Here is an 18,397-nt window from a genome sequence, read left to right on the forward strand (position 1 = left end):
CGCTGCGCGGTCAGCTGGCCGTGCCACCGACGCGGCGCAGCAGCAGTTCCTGCAGATGGGCCCGGGCGGCGTTGTCACCGCCGGTACGCCGGGTCCAGGTGCCGTCGCCGGCCAGCTCGAACGCGTCCACGTCGGGGCTCATCGCGGCGGTGAGCACGTGGTCCAGCTCGGCGCGGGCGATCGGGTCGCTCACCTGCACCAGCGCCTCCACCCGACGGTCCAGGTTGCGGTGCATGAGGTCGGCCGAGCCCATCCAGAACTCGGCCTCACCGTTGTTGCCGAACCGGAAGACCCGGGAGTGTTCCAGGAATCGGCCGAGGATCGAGCGGACCCGGATGTTCTCCGACAACCCCGGCACTCCCGGGCGCAGCGTGCACATGCCCCGGATGAGCAGGTCGACGTGGACGCCGGCCTGGGAGGCGCGGTACAGCGCGTCGGTCACCCCCTCGTCGACCAGGGAGTTGACCTTGAACTGGACCAGGCCGGGCATGCCCAGGCGGACGTGCGAGATCTCCCGCTCGATCCGCTCGATGAGGCCGCTGCGGATGCCCTGCGGGGCGACCAGCAACCGCCGGTACGCGGTCTGCCGGCTGTACCCGGTGAGCACGTTGAACAGGTCGGTGAGGTCGGCGCCGATCTCCGGGTCGGCGGTGAGCATGCCGAAGTCCTCGTACAGGCGGGCCGTCTTCGGGTGGTAGTTGCCCGTGCCGATGTGGCAGTAGCGACGGATCTGGTTGCCCTCCTGCCGGACCACCAGCGCGGTCTTGCAGTGCGTCTTCAAGCCGACCAGGCCGTACACCACGTGGCAGCCGGCGCGTTCGAGCGTGCGGGCCCAGCCGATGTTGGCCACCTCGTCGAAGCGGGCCTTCACCTCCACCAGCACCACCACCTGCTTGCCGGCGGCGGCCGCGTCGACGAGCGCGTCGACGATCGGGGAGTCGCCGCTGGTCCGGTAGAGGGTCTGCTTGATGGCCAGCACGTTCGGGTCGGCGGCGGCCTGCTCGATGAAGCGCTGCACGCTGGTGGCGAACGAGTGGTACGGGTGGTGCACCAGGATGTCCCCGTCGCGCAGGGTGGAGAAGACGCTGCGCGGCACCTCGCCCTCGGCGAGCCGGGGGTGGGTGGCCGGCACGAACGGCGGGTCCTTCAGGTCCGGCCGGTCCGCCTCGCCGTAGACCTGCCACAGCGCGGACAGGTCGAGCAGGCCGGGTACCCGCAGCACGTCCTGGTCGTCCATGTCCAGCTCGCGGACGAGCAGGTCCAACATGTGGTCGGAGATGGACGCGGCGACCTCCAGCCGGACCGGGGGACCGAACCGCCGTCGGGCCAGCTCGCGCTCCAGGGCCTGGAGCAGATCCTCGTCGCGGTCCTCGTCGACCTCCACCTCGGCGTTGCGGGTGACCCGGAACAGGTGGCACTCGACCACCTGCATGCCGCTGAACAGCTGCCCCAGGTGCACCGAGATCAGGTCCTCCACCGGCAACATCCGCACGCCCGGCTGGTCCCGGTCCACCCGGACGAAGCGGGGGACGTTGTTGGGCACCTTCACCCGGGCGAACAGCTCCGAACCGCCGTCCGGGTCACGAACCGCCACCGCCAGGTTCAACGACCGCCCCGAGATGTACGGGAACGGGTGCGCCGGGTCCACCGCGAGCGGGGTCAGCACCGGGAAGATGTGCTCCCGGAAGTAGGTGCGCAGCCGCTCCCGCTCGCCGTCGCCCAGCTCGCCCCAGCGCAGTATGCGGATGCCCTCGTCGGCCAGCTTGGGCAGCACGTCGTCGACGAAGCAGGCGGCGTGCCGGGCGCCCAGCGCGGCGGTCCGCTCGGCGATCAGCCCCAACTGCGTACGCAGGGGCAGCCGGTCGCCGCCGCGCACCGGCAGGCCGGCGGAGAGCCGCCGCTTCAGCCCGGCGATGCGCACCATGTAGAACTCGTCGAGATTGCTGGCGAAGATGGCCAGGAACTTGGCCCGCTCCAGCAGCGGGGTGCGCTGGTCCTCGGCCAGGGTGAGCACCCGGGCGTTGAAGTCGAGCCAGGACAGCTCCCGGTTGAGGAACCGGTCCTCCGGCAGCGGTGGGGCCGCCGGGGGCTCGTCGTCGTCCTCCGGTGCGGCGCCGGTCTGCAGGTCGTTCGGCAGGACCGGGTGGACATCACCGGCGGCGGGGCCGTCCGCTTCGATCTTCGGGGCGGGGTCGATGACCTCGTCCAGCCCGGAGGAGGCGGCGCCGGGGTCGTCGGCGAGCGTGTCGGCGCGGGCGGCACCGGCACGTTCGGCGCGGGACGGGCGGAAGCGCCCATCGGTGCCGCGCGTACGGGAGCCGTTGCGGAGGTCGGTGGCGGGCGGGTGGGCCGGTTGCTCGCGAGGGGTGCTCACCCGCTCATAATCACCCGATTACGGTAAACGCAAAATGAACTTGGGCCCGCCAGGTCAGATCATCGTCGGCAATGTCACCCGGACGACCTCGCCGTCGGAATCGGTGTCGATGCGAACCCGCTGGCCGAGCCGGAGAAGCCGCAGCCCGGAGGCGTCGAAGGCCCGGGCGGGAAAGCGCATTTCGGTGCCGTCGTCGAGCAGCAGAACACCGCTGCGCGTCGCCGCGTCGTAGCTGGCCACCGTGCCCTGCATGCTGGCACCGTACACCCGGTGGTTCACCCCGTGACGTGGGCTCAGCGCGCCGGGCGGCTCAGCCGGCGGCGCGGGCGGGGCGACCGGCGGCCACGAGTGCGGCAGTGCGCGGCCCCAGCCCGAGCCGGGCGGCGGCGGCCAGGTCCCCGGCGGTGTCCACGTCCCGGCGCAGGCTGGGCCAGTCGCCGACGAGCGGCAGCGCCCCGCTCGCCGCGTGCGCCACCGCCGAGCCCACCCCGAAGCGCGGATCCAGCGGCACACCCGGCCCGGCGGTGAGCAGCACAGTGCCTCCGCCGGGCGCGTCCGGCAGGAACCGGCGTACCCCTTGTCGACAGTTCTGCGCCGCGAGCAGCGCGCCGGCCAACTCGGCCGGGCGCAGCGCCGGCACATCCGCGGTGATCCCGGCCACCCACAGGGCGGCGGCCCCGGCCGCTCCGTGCCGGAACGCGGCGTTCAGGCCGGCGTCCGGCTCGTCCGGCAGCACCCGCGCGCCGGCGGCCCGCGCCGCCGCCGCCACCCGGGCGTCGTCGGTCACCACCAGGGCCTCGGCGACCGCCGGGCAGGCCAGCACCGCGCGGAGCGTGTCGGCCGCCAGGGCCAGCGCCAACTCCTCATGCGGTACGCCGGGCAGCGCGCCCCGCAGCCGGCTCTTGGCCACGGCCAGCCGCTTCACCGGCACCACCACGGCCCACCTCGGCTGAGTCACGTCCGCAATCCTGCCAGCCGGACGGCAGGCCCCTCGCTGGCCGTACCGGGGGCGAGCAGGCATGATTTCCGCTGCGGGCGTCGCCGGCGGGATTTCGCGGCGGGGTTGGGCGCGAAGAGGAGGCACAGTGGCACGGCGGAGGCTGGGGTTCTGGCAATGGTTCGCCGTGTGGCTGATCAAGCCGGTGATGACCGTCTGGACCCGGCGTACCTGGCGTGGTCAGGAGCATCTCCACCACGACGGCGGCATGATCATCGTGGCGAACCACATCTCCCACGCCGACCCGCTGGTGTCCGCGCACTTCATCTACGACTCCGGGCGCTGGCCGCAGTACCTGGGCAAGGCCAGCGTGTTCCGGGTGCCGGTGGTCGGCTGGATCCTGCACCGGTGCCGGCAGATCCCGGTCGACCGGGGCAGCGTGGACGCCGTCCGCTCACTGGACGCACTGGTCGCCGCGCTCGACGACGGCGGCGCGGTCGTGATCTACCCTGAGGGCACCACCACGCGACAGCCGGAGCTCTGGCCGATGAAGGCCAAGACCGGTGCGGCCCGGCTGGCCCTGGCCACCGGCGCCCCGGTCGTACCGGTGGTGATGTGGGGGCCGGAACGGATCTTCGACCCGCGGACGACCCGTGTCAGCCTGCGCCCCCGGATCCCGGTGACCGTTGCCGCCGGGGAGCCGATCGACCTGAGCCGGTGGGCGGACGCCCAGCCGACCCGGGCCACCCTCGAGGAGATGACGGACACCATCATGTTGCGGCTGCGGGACATGCTCGCCGAGATCCGTGGCGGTACCGCGCCGCCACTGTGGGAGCGACCGGCCCGGTCCTCCGTCGGCCGCGAGCAGCGGGACGAAGCGGCATGAGCGAGCGAAGCGAGCGAATCGTCGGGCTCGGCAGCGGTGCCGCTGCGAAGCGAAGCGGAGCGGTGGCATGAGCGGTCACGTCGCGGTGCTCGGTGCCGGTTCCTGGGGCACCGCGTTCGCCAAGATCCTCGCGGACGCGGGGCGGGACGTGACGGTGTGGGCCCGCCGGGCGCCGGTCGCCGAGAGCATCCGGACCGAGCGCCGCAATCCGGAGTACCTGCCCGACCTGCTGCTCCCGACCCGCGTCACCGCCACCGCCGACGCCGCCGAGGCGATCACCGGCGCCGAGGTGGTGGTGCTGGCCGTGCCGTCGCAGACCCTGCGTGGCAACCTCGCCGAATGGGCCGGGCACCTGCACCCGGATTCCACCCTGGTGTCGCTGATGAAGGGCATCGAGCTGGGCACCACCAAGCGGATGAGCGAGGTCATCGTGGAGACCGCCGGGGTCGCCGCGGACCGGGTGGTCGTCGTGTCCGGCCCGAACCTGGCCCCGGAGATCGCCGCCGAGCAGCCCGCCGCGACAGTGGTCGCCGCAATGAACAGCGCCCGCGCCACGCTCGTCCAGTCCTCGATCCGGACGCCGTACCTGCGCCCCTACACCAACGACGACGTGATCGGCTGCGAGCTGGGCGGGGCGGTCAAGAACGTGATCGCCCTGTCGTACGGCATCGCCACCGCGATGGGTTTCGGCGACAACACCCGGGCCATGCTGATGACCCGTGGGCTGGCCGAGACGGCCCGACTGGGCGTGGCGCTCGGCGCGGACCCGATCACCTTCGCCGGCCTCGCCGGAATGGGCGACCTGGTCGCGTCCTGCTCGTCCCCGCTGGCCCGCAACCGCACCTTCGGCGAGCATCTGGGCCGGGGCGAGACGCTGGAGCAGGCCCAGACCGCCACCCGGCAGACCGCCGAGGGCGTGAAGAGCTGCCTGGCGATCCGCGACCTGGCCCGGGCGCACGGCGTGGAGATGCCGATCACCGAGCATGTCGAGCGGATCTGCCACGAGGGGATGGACCCGCGCCTCGCCGTGGAGACCCTGATGAGCCGCACCGCCAAACCCGAGTCGTACGAGTGAGGAACCCGATGAGCGAGTGGGGAGACGGCACCCGCTGCGTACGCGCTGGCCTGCCCGAGCCGGCACCGGGGGACCCGTTCCTACCCGGTCCGGTCTTCGCCGCGCCGTACCACCTCGACCCGTTTGAGGGTCAGGGCACGTCGCCGAACGGCTACGGCCGCCCCGACAACCCGACGCGGCGGCTGCTGGAGGCGGCGGTGGGCGAGCTGGAAGGCGGTGACTGCCGGGTCTTCGCGACCGGTCAGGCGGCCATCACCGGCCTGCTGCTCACAGTGCTGCGGCCGGGGGACACCGTGGTGCTCCCCACCGACGGATACTTCCCGGTCCGGGCGTTCGCCACCGGTGTGCTGGAGACGATCGGCGTCCGGGTGCTGTTCGTGCCGACCGTCGGGCCGTACCCGTCGTTCGAGGGCGTCCGGCTGGTGCTGGTGGAGACGCCCGCCAACCCGGGCCTCGACGTGGTGGACGTGGCAGCCCTGGCCGAGCGGGCGCACGCCGCCGGCGCGCTGCTCGCTGTGGACAACACCACTGCCACCCCACTCGGTCAGCGTCCGCTGGATCTCGGTGCCGACCTGGTTGTCGCCTCCGGCACGAAGGCGCTCACCGGCCACTCCGACCTGCTGCTGGGCTACCTGGCCAGCCGGTCCGCCGAGCTGATCGACGCGATCACGACCTGGCGTACCACCACCGGGGCGGTCCCGGGCGCGTTCGACGCCTGGCTGGCCCACCGGTCACTGGCCACTCTCGACCTGCGGCTGGCGCGGCAGAGCGCGAACGCCGCCGCGGTCGTCGACCTGCTCGCCGGCCGGTCGGACGTGACCGGCCTGCGGTGGCCGGGGCGGCCGGACGACCCGGCGTACCCGGTGGCGTCGGCGCAGATGCGCCGGATACCGGGGGTGCTCTCGTTCGACCTGGGCGACGCCGATCGGGTGGGCCGATTCATCGAGGCCGCCCGGCTGGTGGCGGCGGCGACCTCCTTCGGTGGCCTGCACACCACGGCGGACCGCCGGGCGCAGTGGGGCGACGACACCGCTCCCGGCTTCGTCCGGCTCTCCTGCGGCGCGGAGGACACCGCGGACCTGGTGGCCGACATCGCCGCCGCGTTGGACGTGGCGGGATCGGTTTGACGTCTTCTTCCCTCACCGAGCGGGCCGCTCTCGTGAGTCGGTTGCGGGCCGCCGGTTGCGTCTACGCCGAGGACGAGGCCGAGCTGCTGCTGGCCGCCGCGCGCAGCCCGGCGGCGCTGGCCGACCTGACCGACCGTCGGGTGGCGGGCGTTCCGTTGGAGTACCTGCTCGGCTGGGCGGAGTTCTGCGGCCTGCGGATAGCCGTCGACGAGGGCGTCTTCGTGCCCCGGGCCCGGACCGCCCTGCTGGTCGAGGTGGCGGCCGAACTGACCGGCGCGGCGCCGGCAGTGGTCGACCTGTGCTGCGGCTCCGGGGCCACCACCGTCGCGCTGGCGCACCGGCTCTCGCCGCGTTGGCTGGCCGCCGCCGACATCGACCCGGCGGCCGTGGCGTGTGCGCGCCGCAACGTCGTCGGGTTGAACGCCGAGGTGTACGAGGGCGACCTCTTCGCGCCGCTGCCCGAGAAGTGGCGGGGTCGGCTGGACCTGGTGGTCGCCAACGCCCCGTACGTGCCGACCGACGCGGTCGCGCTGATGCCGCCGGAGGCGCGACTGCACGAGGCCCCGGTGGCGCTCGACGGCGGCCCGGACGGGCTCTCCGTGTTGCGCCGGGTCGGTGCCGACGCCGCCGGCTGGCTGACCCCCGGCGGCCACCTGGTGGTAGAAGCCGGCACCACCCAGGTCGACACGCTCTGCGACGCGTTCAGCGCAGCCGGCCTGGTACCAACCGTCCGACACGACGAAGACCTGAACGCAACCGCGGTCTTCGCCCGCCGCCCCTGACCCGAGTCGATCATGGACTTGTGGTGCCCGTTAAGCGCCATGACGGGTACTTCGTACCCCACCACAACTCCTTGATCGACGGTGGGGAAACTGCCGAGTGGTCCGGTGCACGCCGGCGGTTGGGCTGCTCGGGCGGGCCGGGCATGGCGGGGGAGAGGGGTTGGCACTAGCCTCGGCTCACATTCATGACGGCGGGAGGCGGTTTCGGTGGGCAGCGCAGGGGTGCCGGTGGTCGTCGGGTTGGACAACGGCGGCACCAGCAACAACGCCACAGTGCTGACGGTGGACGGCCGTTTCCTGGTGGACGGGCTGTTGGAGATCCCCAGCGAGGTGCGGTCCGGGCCGGAGGCGGCGATCGAGGCGTTGGCCCAGGCGTTGGACGGCGCCCTGGCGCAGACCGGCGTGCCGCGCGACCTGGTCCAGGCGGTCGGGCTGGACACTCCCGGCCCGGCCAGCGCCGAGGGCGTCATCTCGTCGCGGGGCTCCACCAACTTCTCCCAACCGGCCTGGCGCGGCTTCGACGTGCGAGGTGCGCTGGAGCGACGGCTCGGCCTTCCGGTGATCTACCACAACGACGGCAACGCGGCCGCGCTCTACGCGCACCACGTCTACTTCGGCGCCGACGCGATGAACCGCTCGTCGGTGTCCGCGATCGTCGGCACCGGCCTGGGCGGCGGCGTGGTCGAGAGCGGTCGGGTGATCGCCGGTGCGGCCGGGATGGCGGGGGAGTTGGGCCACGTGCACATCCCGCTGAGCGGGCTGCTCGGCCCCGGCCAGCCGGAGCCCACCTGCGCCTGCGGCTTCACCGGGGACGTCGAGAGCGTCGCCTCGCTGACCGGCATCGAACGCAACCTGCTGCCGTACTGGCTGACCCGGTACCCCGACCACCCGCTCGCGGCCGAGCCGGTGGCCCGGGCGGCCAAGCTGGTCCGGGGGTACGGCGAGTGCGAGGACGCCCTCGCGCGCGACCTGTTCACCCAGCAGGCGATGGCGTTGGGGCGGCTGTTCACCGTCGCCGCGAACTTCACCGACCCGCACGCGTACTTCGTCGGCGGCGGGGTGGTGGAGGCGGCACCGGAGTTCCGCGACTGGTTCCTGGCGACGGTTCGCGAGCACACAGTGCTCCGCGAGGAGCAGGGGGCCCTGGCCACCTTCGCCCTGGTGCCGGACCGGGACATGGCCGGCGCCCGAGGCGTCGCGATCGCCGCGCTGGAGGCGCTACGCGCCGTTCCGGAGCCCCGCCCGCTGGTTGCCTGAGCCCTCGGACCGCCCCGGCCCGCCGCGCCCTGGTGAGCGGCGCGGCGGGCGGGCTGGCTGGCCGGGCGGCAACCCGGCCTGTTCAGCGGTGTGGCGGACTGGTCAGCGCTGCGGTGGCGCCTGGGCGAAGGCGGCCCAGGCCGCCGTTGGGAACAGCAGGGCCGGGCCGGCCGGGTCCTTGGAGTCGCGGACTGCCACGAGCCACGGGATGGCGGCCACCTCCACGCAGGCGCCCTGGTCGCCGCTGCGACTGCTCTTGCGCCACGGTGCCGCGGCCAAGGCCGCTGTGATCGTCGGTGTCATCGGTCCTACCGTCCCTTCAGGAGTGACAGGAGCTGCTTGCGGCTGTCGGCCGGGCTGAGTGCCACGCTCCGCAGATGCTCCATGATCTTGGTGCAGGTACGCGTCTCGCCGGCGCGGTCGAGGATCATCTGACCGGCGACCGTCTCCACCGACGCGATGATCGGGTCCTCCGGGTCGGCGAACTCGAGGATGTGCAGGGAACCCCGGGTGCCCCGGTGGTAGCCGGCGGAGAGCGGGATCACCTGGACGCTGATGTTCGGCAACTCGGCCATCTTGACCAGGTGCCGTAGTTGCCCGTCCATCACCGACTGCTCACCGACCGGCCGCAGCAGCGCGCCCTCGTCGATGATCGCGTCGAAGATGGGTGGCTGGTCGGCGGTGAGCCGCTGTTGCCGGTCGAGCCGGACCTTGACCCGCTGCTCGACCAGGTCGTCGCCGAGGGTGTGCGGCCCACCGCGCATCACGCCGCGGATGTAGTCGGCGGTCTGCAACAGGCCGGGCACCACCGACGGCTCGAAGTTGGCGATGGCGATCGCCTCGGCCTCCAGCGCGATGAAGTCGATGGTGCGCGGATCCAGCACGTAGGAGTACGACACCCACCAGCCCGGTTTGCGGGCGTCCTTGGCGAGCTGCACCGCCGCGGCCACCTCCTCGGCGCCCACCCCGTACGACGTGAGCAGGGCGCGCACGGTGGCGGGGCTGATCAGGGTCTGGGCGTTCTCGTACCGGGAGAGGGTGCTGCGGGTGCTGTTGATCTCATCCGCCGCGGTCTCCAGCGTCAGCCCGGCGGCTTCCCGGTGGTGGCGCAGGGCGATGCCGAGCCGGCGGGCACGGGCGGTCTTCGGAGCCATGCATCGATGGTCGCACACATTCGCGGGAACGTCTGCATGAGAGAACGTCGATGAGAGTTGCATTCACGGCTGTACACGTGTCAATCTGTTATGGCGTCCTCACCGCCGGTTGTCGTGGCGACGGTGGTGGTGAGCGACCGGAGGGGATGGGGCGCGCGGCGATCGGGTTTCTCCCCCGTACCCGATCGTCGCGTGCCGCCCCTCCACCCCGGCCTGCCGGAAGGAGACGACGTGCGAACCCGCCCGGAGCCCCCCGCCGTACCCTCGGGCGGCGTGCGATGACCCGCTTCCTCGTGGTGCTCACCGACGTGCGTCCCGTCGAGGGCGTCAACCGCAACGAGCGGGTCGCGCCGGAACGGCGGCGGCAGGTCGTCGGCGCCAGCAGCCGGGAGGCCGCCGACCGCATCGCCGGAGCGTTCATGGCGCTGGGCATGGTGCGGGCCGGCCGGCAGCGGGTGAAGGTCATCGCGGTCGGCCGCCGGCACTCCCGGGACTGAGCAGGCCCAGGTCATCTGGTGTGCGACACCGCTACCGCCCGATCACGCACCGTATATCCTCTCCTGACCGATTGCCGTGTCGTGCCGTGGCTCGCCGGGTATCGCCTCGCCCTGTCGCCACGCACAGTAAGGTCAACCGGGTGAGCGCCACCGGCGAGCACGACCAGCCGCAGTCGCGTACGAAGAGGTGACCGGAGTGACCACCCCAGGCAAGACCCGCGTGGCGATCGTCTTCGGCGGCCGCAGCCCGGAGCACGGCATCTCCTGCGTCAGCGCCGGCAGCGTGTTCGGCGCCCTCGACCCGGACGAGTTCGAGGTGGTGCCGGTGGGCATCACCCGGGCCGGCCAGTGGGTGCTGACCAACGGAGACCCCGCCCAGCTCGCGATCAACGCCCGTCAGTTGCCGGAGATCACCGCCGACTCCGGCGACGACATCGTGCTGCGCGCCGACCCCACCGGCAACGGCCTGATGGTGCTCGACTCGACCGAGGGCCCCCGGGTGCTGGCCGACGTGGACGTGGTCTTCCCGGTGCTGCACGGCACATACGGCGAGGACGGCACCATCCAGGGAATGCTGGAGATGGCCGGCATCCCCTACGTCGGGGCGAACGTGTTCGCCTCCGCGGCCGCCATGGACAAGGAGTTCACCAAGAAGCTCTGCGCCGTCGAGGGCATCCCGGTCGGCACGTACGCCGTCCTGCGCAACGGGATGACGCTCAGCGAGCAGGACAAGGAGCGGCTCGGCCTGCCGGTCTTCGTCAAGCCGTCCCGGGCCGGGTCGTCGTTCGGCGTCAGCAAGGTCACCGACTGGGCCGAGCTGGACGCGGCCGTCGCCGCCGCCCGGCAGTTCGACCCGAAGGTCATCATCGAGGCCGCGATCGTCGGCCGCGAGATCGAGTGCGGTGTGCTGGAGGGCGAGGCCGGTGGCGCGCCCGAGGCGTCCGTGCTGGCCGAGGTGCGGGTCGTCGCCGACCACGACTTCTACGACTTCGAGGCGAAGTACCTCGACGACTCCTGCGAGTACGACATTCCGGCCAACCTGCCGGAGAAGGTGACCCGCCAGGTGCAGGAGTACGCGGTCCGCGCGTTCACCGCGCTGGACTGCGCCGGTCTGGCCCGGGCCGACTTCTTCGTCACCCCCGAGCTGGACGTCTACCTCAACGAGATCAACACGATGCCAGGGTTCACCCCGACGTCGATGTTCCCGCGGATGTGGGCGGCCTCCGGCCTGGAGTACCCGAAGCTGGTCAACCGGCTGATCCGTACCGCCCAGCGGCGCGGCGTCGGCCTGCACTGATTGGGTCGCGCTGTGCGGACTGGCGCGGTTGGTCGCTGATTGCCACTCGCTCCCTGGGGCGGCCGTGGTGGCGGGGATCAGCCCCGGCCGCAGCCGGAGGGGATCGCGCCGCCGGAAGGCACCGAGGCCACGATGGCACTCGAGATCGGCGCCGCCCACTGCAACGGCTGCTCGTAGGATCGCGGAACGCGCAGCGTGATCGGCGTCTCCCGATCGACCGTGGTGAGAACCGCCGTGTCGCCCTGTTCGGCCGGATGCCAGCAGACCCCGTTGATCTTCCAGACCTCGTCGGTGGCCGGGATGGTCGGCTCGGTGCCGCCGCAGGCCACTGTGAGCGCGGGGTCGCCGTACGCGGCGTTCTGCTCCGGACCGGCGGTGACCGGCCGCTGGGCCAGGTCGCGGATGCTCGCTGGAAGCTGGGAGAGCAGGGCCCGGCAGACAGTGGCGGGGCGGGCGGCCAGCGCCGGAGCGGCCATCTCCACCGGGGTGGTGGACTGCACCCGGGCAGTGGTCGCGGAGGGTGTCGGCGCGGCGGCCGGCGCGTCCGGGCTGAGCTTACTGAAGGCCAGCACGGCCACCAGCAGCGTGATCGGCAGCGCGATCAACGTGGCCAGCAGGGCCGCGCCACGCATGGTCCGATCGCGGCCGGCCGGCGCGGCGGCGGCGGGATGGGTCGACTCGCGGTTACCGTCAGCCGGCTCGGGCGTCCCGTCGGCCGCGTCGCGCGCCCCGTCGTCGTCCAGAGCCGAGGAGGAGGTCGTCATCTCGTCCACTTACAGCCGCACCACCGAACACGTGAGGGTGCGGGTGATGCCGGGCACCATCTGCACCTTGCTGACGATGAGTTTGCCGAGCTCGTCGACGGTGTTCGCCTCAGTGAGGACGACCACGTCGTACGGCCCGGTGACGGCGTCGACGCGTACCACGCCGGGAATGTCCGCAATGAGACCCGCCACGTCACGTGCGCGGCCGACCTCGGTCTGGATGAGGATGTACGCCTGTACCACGACTCGACCTCCGTCCGTCGCCGCCCGGGAGCGGCCCGAAGGGTGAAACTACCTTACGGACCAGGTCTGATCCCTATCGGTCGTCAAGGAGCAGCGGTGAGCGAGCACGGCGGAGCCGGGCAGCACGGGCGGAACGCCCGCGGTGGCGTCGGCGTGTCCGGGATCGGGGAGTTCGGGCTGATCGGGAGGATCACCGCCCGGCTGTCGTACGGGCCGACCACGCTGCTCGGCCCGGGCGACGACGCGGCGGTGGTGGCCGCGCCGGACGGCCGGGTGGCGGCCTCCACCGACGTGCTGGTCGACGGGCGGCACTTCCGGCGGGACTGGTCCTCGGCCCGCGACGTCGGGCACCGGGCGGCAGCCGCCAACCTGGCGGACATCGTGGCGATGGGTGCCACGCCGACCGCCCTGCTGGTCGCGCTCTGCATGCCGGCGGACCTGGACACCACCTGGGCGGAGGAGTTGGCCGACGGGCTCTCCGCGGAGGCGGCGACGGTCGGCGCGAGCGTCGTCGGCGGGGACATGTCGGCCAGCCCCACCCTGACCGTCGCTGTCACCGCGCTGGGCGACCTGGCGGGCCGCCCGCCCGTGCTGCGCTCGGGCGCCCGACCCGGGGACGTGCTCGCCCTGGCCGGGCGCACCGGGTACGCGGCAGCCGGGCTGACCGTGCTGACCCGGGGCTTCCGCACCCCCCGGCTGCTGGTCGAGGCGTACCGGCGGCCGCAGGTGCCCTACCAGGCCGGCCCGCAGGCCGCCCAACTCGGCGCCACCTCCATGATCGACGTGTCGGACGGGCTCCTCGCCGACCTCGGGCACGTCTCGACGGCCAGCGGGGTGGCGATCGACGTACGCCGCGACGGGTTCGAGGTGCCCCGGCAGATGGCCGACGCGGCGCAGGCACTCGGCGTCGACCCGTACACCTGGATCCTGGCCGGTGGCGACGACCACGCGCTGGCCGCGACCTTCCCCCCGGCGGTGGCGCTGCCGCCGGACTGGCGGCCGATCGGCCTGGTCACCGACGGTGCCAGCGTGACTGTCGACGGCGTCGCCTACGACGGCCCGGCCGGCTGGGACCACTTCCGGTGAGGCCCGCTCGCCGTCGTACCCTGGACACCGTGAGTGAGATCGAGATCCGGACGGCGCGGTTCGACGCGCCGGTGGCGCAGCACCTGATCCAGGCCGCACTGGCCGACCTCGGGGCCCGCTACGGCGGCACCGGCGACGACACCCCGGTGGACGCGGCCGAGTTCGAGCCGCCCAACGGCGCGTTCCTGGTGGCCTACCTGGCCGGCGAGCCGGTCGGCTGCGGTGGCTGGCGCAGCCACGGCGCGGACACCGCGGAGCTGAAGCGGATGTACACGGCCCCGGCGGCGCGGGGGCGGGGCGTGGCCCGCGCGGTGCTGGCGGCCGTCGAGCGCTCCGCACGCGAACAGGGCCGCAAGCGAGTGGTCCTGGAATGCGGCGACAAGCAGCCCGAGGCGATCGCCATGTACGGCTCCGCCGGGTACGAGCGGATCCCGAACTTCGGCTTCTACAAGGACGCGGAGGGCTGCGTCTCCTTCGGCCGCACCCTCTGACCTGCGCGCCGAGCCCCGGCGGGCCCGGCCGGGCCGGTGTGCGGCGTCTGACCCCGGGGACACGACAGAGCCGGCGGACCCGCGGGGTCCGCCGGCTGAGCCGAACGAAGAGGTGGGTGCTACCGCGTCAGGCGCGGGTGACCTTGCCGGCCTTGATGCACGAGGTGCAGACCTTCAACTTCTTGGTGTTGCCGCCACCGGCCGGGGTACGCACCGACTGGATGTTCGGGTTCCAGCGGCGGTTGGTCCGCCGGTGCGAGTGGGACACGTTGTGGCCGAAGCCCGGTCCCTTGCCACAGACGTCGCACACGCTAGCCACGGGATACTCCTGGGATTGATACGTTCATGAGGTCGCCGGCAGGTGCTGCCCGGGCAACCTGGTCAGGTTACCCGATGAGTCGCCGACCCGGCCAACCGGCCTGGTCCGGCGCTCGCCCGTGCCTCGGCTCACGCCTGGTCGTGGGCCCGTCCGCCCTGCGGTGGGCCGGCCCGGCGGCAAGGGTACCGGAGGCGCTCGTCCCCGCTGCGGCCAGCGCCGACCCGGGCCGGCGAGGACACGCCGGACGAGTCCGACGGGTGTCAGTGCGCGCCAGTAGGCTTCTGCCCGTGCTGGACACCCTCGACGCCGCCGCGGTCCGCCGCTGGTGCGCGAGCGGGCTGGCCGCACTGAAGCGCCACCAGGGCGAGATCGACCAGCTCAACGTCTATCCGGTGCCCGACGGCGACACCGGCACCAACCTGGTGCTCACCCTCACCTCGGCGCAGCAGGCCCTCGCCATGGATCTGGACACTCTCCCCGACAGCGGGCCGACAGCGCACGGGCACGCGCTGCGGCTGATGGCCCAGGGCGCGCTGCTCGGCGCGCGGGGCAACTCCGGGGTGATCCTCTCGCAGATCCTGCGTGGTTTCGCCGACCAGGTCGCCGGGGTGCCGGCGGTGCGCGGCCGGGAGTTGGCCGCCGCGCTGCGCTCCGGCACCGCCGCCGCGTACACCGCCGTCTCCCGGCCGGTCGAGGGCACAGTGCTCACGGTGGTCGCGGCGGCCGCCGCCGCGGCCGAGGGCGCGGACAGCGACGACCTGCCGGCGGTGGCGGGCGTCGCCGCCCGGGCGGCGGCCGAAGCGCTCGCCCGCACCCCGGAACAGCTGCCCGCGCTGGCCCGCGCGGGCGTGGTCGACGCCGGTGGTCGAGGGCTCTGCGTGCTGCTCGACGCCCTGGTCGAGGTGCTCACCGGGGAGCGCACGGCCCGGCCCGCTCCGGCGCCGCGCTCCGCCCGGCCGGCGGCCACCGTCGCCCGCGAGACCGGTTCGGATGAATACGCGTACGAGGTGCAGTTCCTGCTCGACTCCACAGCCGAGGCGGTCGCCGGGTTGCGGCGCGCGCTCGACGCCCTGGGAGACTCGCTGGTCGTCGTCGGCGACGGGCGTGAGCCGGAAGGCACCTGGAACGTGCACGTGCACGTCAACGACGTGGGCGCGGCGGTCGAGGCCGGTGTCGCCGCCGGCCGCCCGTACCGGATCTCGGTGACCCGTTTCGCCGACCAGTCGGAGTCGCCCTCCGGCCCGGTGGTGGCCGGCCGGGCCGCTGTGGTGGTGGCCACCGGCGGCGGCATCGCCGACCTGTTCGCCGCGGAGGGCGCCACCGTCGTGCCGGGCAACCCGTCCACCGGCGAGTTGCTGGACGCCGTCCGCAGCACCGGCGCGGCCCGGGTGGTGGTGCTGCCCAACGACGCCAACACGGAGGCGGTGGCGAGCGCGGCTGCCCGCGAGGCCCATCGGTACGGCATCAAGGTGAGCGTGGTGCCGACCCGCTCGCCGGTGCAGGCCCTCGCAGCCCTCGCGGTCCGTGACGGTGACCGCCGTTTCGAGGACGACGTCATCGCGATGGCCGAGGCGGCCGGCGCCTGCCGTTACGCCGAGGTCTGCCATGCCAGCCGGGAGGCGCTGACAGTGGCCGGCCCGTGCCGTCCCGGTGACGTGCTGGCGCTGGTGGAGGGGGAGGTGCACCTGATCGGCACCGACCTCACCGACACCTGCGCGGCAGTGGTCGACCGGATGCTCGGTGGTGGCGGCGAGATGGTCACCCTGCTGGCCGGGGTGGACGCTCCGGCCGGGCTCACCGATGCCGTCCGCGCGCACGTCGCGCGACGCTGGCCGTTCGTCGAGGTGCACGCGTACCCGGGCGGCCAGCCGTTTTATCCGCTCCTGGTAGGGATCGAATGAGCGAACCAGCCACGGTGGACACTCCGCTGAAGAAGCTGGTCGGGGACAAGACAGCCAAGGCGCTGGCCTCGCACCTCGACCTGCACACCGCGGGTGACCTGGTCTACCACTTTCCGCGTCGCTACGACGAGCGTGGTGAACACACCGACATCCGCTCACTGGACGTCGGTGAGCAGGTCACCGTGCTGGCCCAGGTGCAGCGCACCACGGTCCGCCCGATGCGTCAGCGGAGGGGCAACCTGCTGGAGGTGACCGTCGGCGACGGCTCCGGCGGGGTCCTGACGTTGACCTTCTTCGGCAACCAGGCGTGGCGCGAGCGCGAGCTGCGCCCGGGCCGGTGGGGCCTGTTCGCCGGCAAGGTCACCGAGTTCCGGGGCAAACGGCAGCTCAACGGCCCGGAGTACGTCCTGCTCGGCGAGGGTGGCGACGGCGAGGCGGCGGTCAGCGACGACATCGAGGAGTTCGCCGGGGCGCTGATCCCCGTCTACCCGGCCGCCGCGGCCGTGCCGACCTGGGTGATCGCGCGCTGCGTGCGCGTCGTACTGGACACGTTCACCCCGCCGGACGATCCGCTACCGAGCGCTGTGCGGGCCGGCCGCAAGCTGGTCGGGCTGGGCGCCGCGCTGACCGAGATCCACCGGCCGTCCAGCAAGGAGGCGCTGCACCAGGCGCGGCGGCGCCTCAAGTGGGACGAGGCCTTCGCCGTCCAGGTGACCCTGGTGCAGCGCAAGCACCGGGCGGCCGACTGGCCGGCCCGACCCCGCCCGGCGCGCCCGGGCGGGCTGCTGGAAGCGTTCGACGCCCGACTCCCGTACGAGCTGACGGCCGGTCAGCTTGAGGTGGGTGTGGAGATCGCGGCCGACCTCGCCGCCCCGCACCCCATGCACCGCCTGTTGCAGGGCGAGGTCGGCTCGGGCAAGACGGTGGTGGCGCTGCGGGCGATGCTCCAGGTGGTCGACGCGGGTGGGCAGGCCGCGCTGCTGGCGCCCACCGAGGTGCTGGCCTCCCAGCACCACCGCGGCATGCTCGACCTGCTCGGGCCGCTCGGGCGGGCCGGTGAGCTGGGCTCCGCCGAGCACGCCACACGGGTCGAGCTGGTCACCGGCTCGCTGGGCGCGGCGGCCCGCCGCCGGGCGCTCGGCGAGGTGGCCAGCGGTGCCGCCGGCATCGTGCTCGGCACCCACGCCCTGCTCTACGAGGGGGTCGACTTCGCCGACCTCGGCCTGGTGGTGGTCGACGAGCAGCACCGCTTCGGCGTGGAGCAGCGCGACGCCCTGCGGGCCAAGGCCGACCAGCCGCCGCACGTGCTGGTGATGACGGCCACCCCGATCCCGCGCACTGTGGCGATGACCGTCTACGGCGACCTGGAGGTCTCCACGCTCTCCCAACTGCCCCGGGGGCGGTCGCCGATCGCCTCGCACGTGGTGCCGGCCGCCGAGAAGCCGGCCTACCTGGACCGGGCCTGGCGTCGGCTGCGCGAGGAGGTGACCGCCGGCCACCAGGCGTACGTGGTGTGTCCGCGAATCGGTGACGGGCCTGCCTCGGACGAGGAACCGCCACCCGAGGACGACAACGGCCGTCGGCCGCCGCTGGCGGTGACCGAGGTGGCTCCGCTGCTGGCCGAAGGCCCGCTGAACGGCCTGCGGATCGGGGTGCTGCACGGTCGCCTGCCGGCCGACGAGAAGGACGCGGTGATGCGTTCCTTCGCGGCCGGCAACCTGGACGTGCTGGTGGCGACGACAGTGATCGAGGTTGGCGTGGACGTGCCGAACGCCACCGTGATGATCGTGCTGGACGCCGACCGGTTCGGCGTCTCCCAACTGCACCAGTTGCGGGGCCGGGTCGGCCGGGGTGCCGCCGCCGGGCTCTGCCTCCTGGTCAGCGAGGCGGCCGAGGGTTCATCGGCGCGGGAACGATTGGAGGCGGTGGCGTCCACTGGCGACGGTTTCAAGCTCGCCGAGCTTGATCTGGAGCAACGCCGCGAGGGCGACGTGCTGGGTGCCACCCAGTCCGGGCGCCGCTCGCACCTGCGGTTGCTGTCCCTGCGGCGCGACGCCGACCTGATCCGCGATGCCCGCGCCGAGGCCATCACCCTGATCGAGGACGACCCGGAGCTGACCCGCAGCCCGGCGCTGGCCGCCTCGGTGGCCGCACTGGTGGACGAGGATCGCGCGGAGTACCTGGAAAAGGGCTGACCCACGCGCGGG

The 18,397-nt window shown here is 73.1% G+C and carries 19 protein-coding genes; 11 read left to right on the forward strand and 8 right to left on the reverse strand.

What is annotated here, in order from left to right; translation table 11 throughout:
* Positions 1 to 10 precede the first annotated feature (10 nt).
* Genes ABZS40_RS12330 through cofC form a run of 3 tightly spaced genes read right to left on the reverse strand, consistent with a single transcriptional unit; the run spans position 11 to position 3,332 of the window.
* Positions 11 to 2,374 (reverse strand): RNA degradosome polyphosphate kinase, encoded by a 2,364-nt coding sequence (locus ABZS40_RS12330; protein WP_354943365.1) that lies wholly within the window; start codon positions 2,372 to 2,374, stop codon positions 11 to 13.
* Between the two features lie 54 nt (positions 2,375 to 2,428).
* A complete protein-coding gene (locus tag ABZS40_RS12335; RefSeq protein ID WP_112733663.1) occupies positions 2,429 to 2,626 on the reverse strand; it encodes a cold-shock protein in 198 nt (65 codons plus the stop codon).
* A 58-nt stretch (positions 2,627 to 2,684) separates the two neighbouring features.
* Positions 2,685 to 3,332 carry a 2-phospho-L-lactate guanylyltransferase gene (gene cofC, locus ABZS40_RS12340; protein ID WP_354943366.1) on the reverse strand — a complete coding sequence of 216 codons (648 nt, stop codon included), beginning with the start codon at positions 3,330 to 3,332 and terminating at the stop codon, positions 2,685 to 2,687.
* Positions 3,333 to 3,459: 127 nt separating this feature from the next.
* Between cofC and ABZS40_RS12345 the strand changes: the two genes are divergently transcribed.
* The 5 genes from ABZS40_RS12345 (at position 3,460) to ABZS40_RS12365 (ending at position 8,438) form a co-directional block, all read left to right on the forward strand.
* Positions 3,460 to 4,197, forward strand: a complete 738-nt coding sequence (locus ABZS40_RS12345; RefSeq protein ID WP_354943367.1) for a lysophospholipid acyltransferase family protein — start codon at positions 3,460 to 3,462, stop codon at positions 4,195 to 4,197.
* A 67-nt stretch (positions 4,198 to 4,264) separates the two neighbouring features.
* Complete coding sequence (locus ABZS40_RS12350; protein ID WP_354943368.1) at positions 4,265 to 5,272, forward strand: NAD(P)H-dependent glycerol-3-phosphate dehydrogenase; 1,008 nt, start codon at positions 4,265 to 4,267, stop codon at positions 5,270 to 5,272.
* An 8-nt stretch (positions 5,273 to 5,280) separates the two neighbouring features.
* The gene (locus tag ABZS40_RS12355; RefSeq protein WP_354943369.1) at positions 5,281 to 6,399 is read left to right on the forward strand and encodes a cystathionine gamma-lyase; all 1,119 of its coding nucleotides are present in this window, start codon (positions 5,281 to 5,283) and stop codon (positions 6,397 to 6,399) included.
* Positions 6,396 to 7,181 carry a putative protein N(5)-glutamine methyltransferase gene (locus tag ABZS40_RS12360; protein ID WP_354943370.1) on the forward strand — a complete coding sequence of 262 codons (786 nt, stop codon included), beginning with the start codon at positions 6,396 to 6,398 and terminating at the stop codon, positions 7,179 to 7,181. The genes ABZS40_RS12355 and ABZS40_RS12360 overlap by 4 nt, the downstream gene beginning before the upstream one ends.
* 207 nt (positions 7,182 to 7,388) lie before the next feature.
* Positions 7,389 to 8,438, forward strand: coding sequence for an ROK family protein (locus ABZS40_RS12365; protein WP_354943371.1), 1,050 nt, complete (start codon positions 7,389 to 7,391; stop codon positions 8,436 to 8,438).
* A gap of 102 nt (positions 8,439 to 8,540) precedes the next feature.
* On the opposite strand, the gene ABZS40_RS12370 is transcribed toward ABZS40_RS12365, so the two are convergent.
* Together ABZS40_RS12370 and ABZS40_RS12375 are read right to left on the reverse strand one after the other, a co-directional pair.
* On the reverse strand, positions 8,541 to 8,741 hold the full coding sequence (locus ABZS40_RS12370) for a DUF397 domain-containing protein (protein ID WP_354943372.1): 201 nt from the start codon (positions 8,739 to 8,741) through the stop codon (positions 8,541 to 8,543).
* 5 nt (positions 8,742 to 8,746) lie between these two features.
* Complete coding sequence (locus tag ABZS40_RS12375; protein WP_354943374.1) at positions 8,747 to 9,592, reverse strand: helix-turn-helix transcriptional regulator; 846 nt, start codon at positions 9,590 to 9,592, stop codon at positions 8,747 to 8,749.
* Between the two features lie 278 nt (positions 9,593 to 9,870).
* Between ABZS40_RS12375 and ABZS40_RS12380 the strand changes: the two genes are divergently transcribed.
* Complete coding sequence (locus ABZS40_RS12380; RefSeq protein ID WP_030335309.1) at positions 9,871 to 10,089, forward strand: hypothetical protein; 219 nt, start codon at positions 9,871 to 9,873, stop codon at positions 10,087 to 10,089.
* A 196-nt stretch (positions 10,090 to 10,285) separates the two neighbouring features.
* The gene (locus ABZS40_RS12385; RefSeq protein WP_354943375.1) at positions 10,286 to 11,386 is read left to right on the forward strand and encodes a D-alanine--D-alanine ligase family protein; all 1,101 of its coding nucleotides are present in this window, start codon (positions 10,286 to 10,288) and stop codon (positions 11,384 to 11,386) included.
* Positions 11,387 to 11,463: 77 nt separating this feature from the next.
* Here the strand turns inward: ABZS40_RS12385 and ABZS40_RS12390 are convergent, their stop codons facing one another.
* Positions 11,464 to 12,159, reverse strand: a complete 696-nt coding sequence (locus ABZS40_RS12390) for a DUF3515 family protein (protein ID WP_354943376.1) — start codon at positions 12,157 to 12,159, stop codon at positions 11,464 to 11,466.
* Positions 12,160 to 12,393: an Lrp/AsnC ligand binding domain-containing protein gene (locus ABZS40_RS12395; protein WP_030487446.1), complete on the reverse strand. Its 234-nt coding sequence runs from the start codon at positions 12,391 to 12,393 to the stop codon at positions 12,160 to 12,162.
* 96 nt (positions 12,394 to 12,489) lie between these two features.
* On the opposite strand from ABZS40_RS12395, the gene ABZS40_RS12400 reads away from it, so the two are divergent.
* Positions 12,490 to 13,479 (forward strand): thiamine-phosphate kinase, encoded by a 990-nt coding sequence (locus ABZS40_RS12400; protein ID WP_354943377.1) that lies wholly within the window; start codon positions 12,490 to 12,492, stop codon positions 13,477 to 13,479.
* 29 nt (positions 13,480 to 13,508) lie between these two features.
* Positions 13,509 to 13,970 (forward strand): GNAT family N-acetyltransferase, encoded by a 462-nt coding sequence (locus ABZS40_RS12405; RefSeq protein ID WP_354943378.1) that lies wholly within the window; start codon positions 13,509 to 13,511, stop codon positions 13,968 to 13,970.
* Positions 13,971 to 14,097: 127 nt separating this feature from the next.
* Here the strand turns inward: ABZS40_RS12405 and rpmB are convergent, their stop codons facing one another.
* Positions 14,098 to 14,289, reverse strand: coding sequence for a 50S ribosomal protein L28 (rpmB, locus tag ABZS40_RS12410; RefSeq protein WP_011905179.1), 192 nt, complete (start codon positions 14,287 to 14,289; stop codon positions 14,098 to 14,100).
* Between the two features lie 287 nt (positions 14,290 to 14,576).
* Here rpmB and ABZS40_RS12415 point away from each other — a divergent pair, with 287 nt between their 5' ends.
* The gene (locus ABZS40_RS12415) at positions 14,577 to 16,190 is read left to right on the forward strand and encodes a DAK2 domain-containing protein (protein ID WP_354943379.1); all 1,614 of its coding nucleotides are present in this window, start codon (positions 14,577 to 14,579) and stop codon (positions 16,188 to 16,190) included.
* Positions 16,187 to 18,385, forward strand: a complete 2,199-nt coding sequence (recG, locus tag ABZS40_RS12420) for an ATP-dependent DNA helicase RecG (protein WP_354943380.1) — start codon at positions 16,187 to 16,189, stop codon at positions 18,383 to 18,385. Before ABZS40_RS12415 ends, recG begins: the two co-directional genes overlap by 4 nt.
* Positions 18,386 to 18,397 lie beyond the last annotated feature (12 nt).

The sequence above is a fragment of the Micromonospora sp. NPDC005324 genome (assembly GCF_040607155.1).
In the GTDB taxonomy this organism is placed as follows: domain Bacteria; phylum Actinomycetota; class Actinomycetes; order Mycobacteriales; family Micromonosporaceae; genus Micromonospora; species Micromonospora trifolii.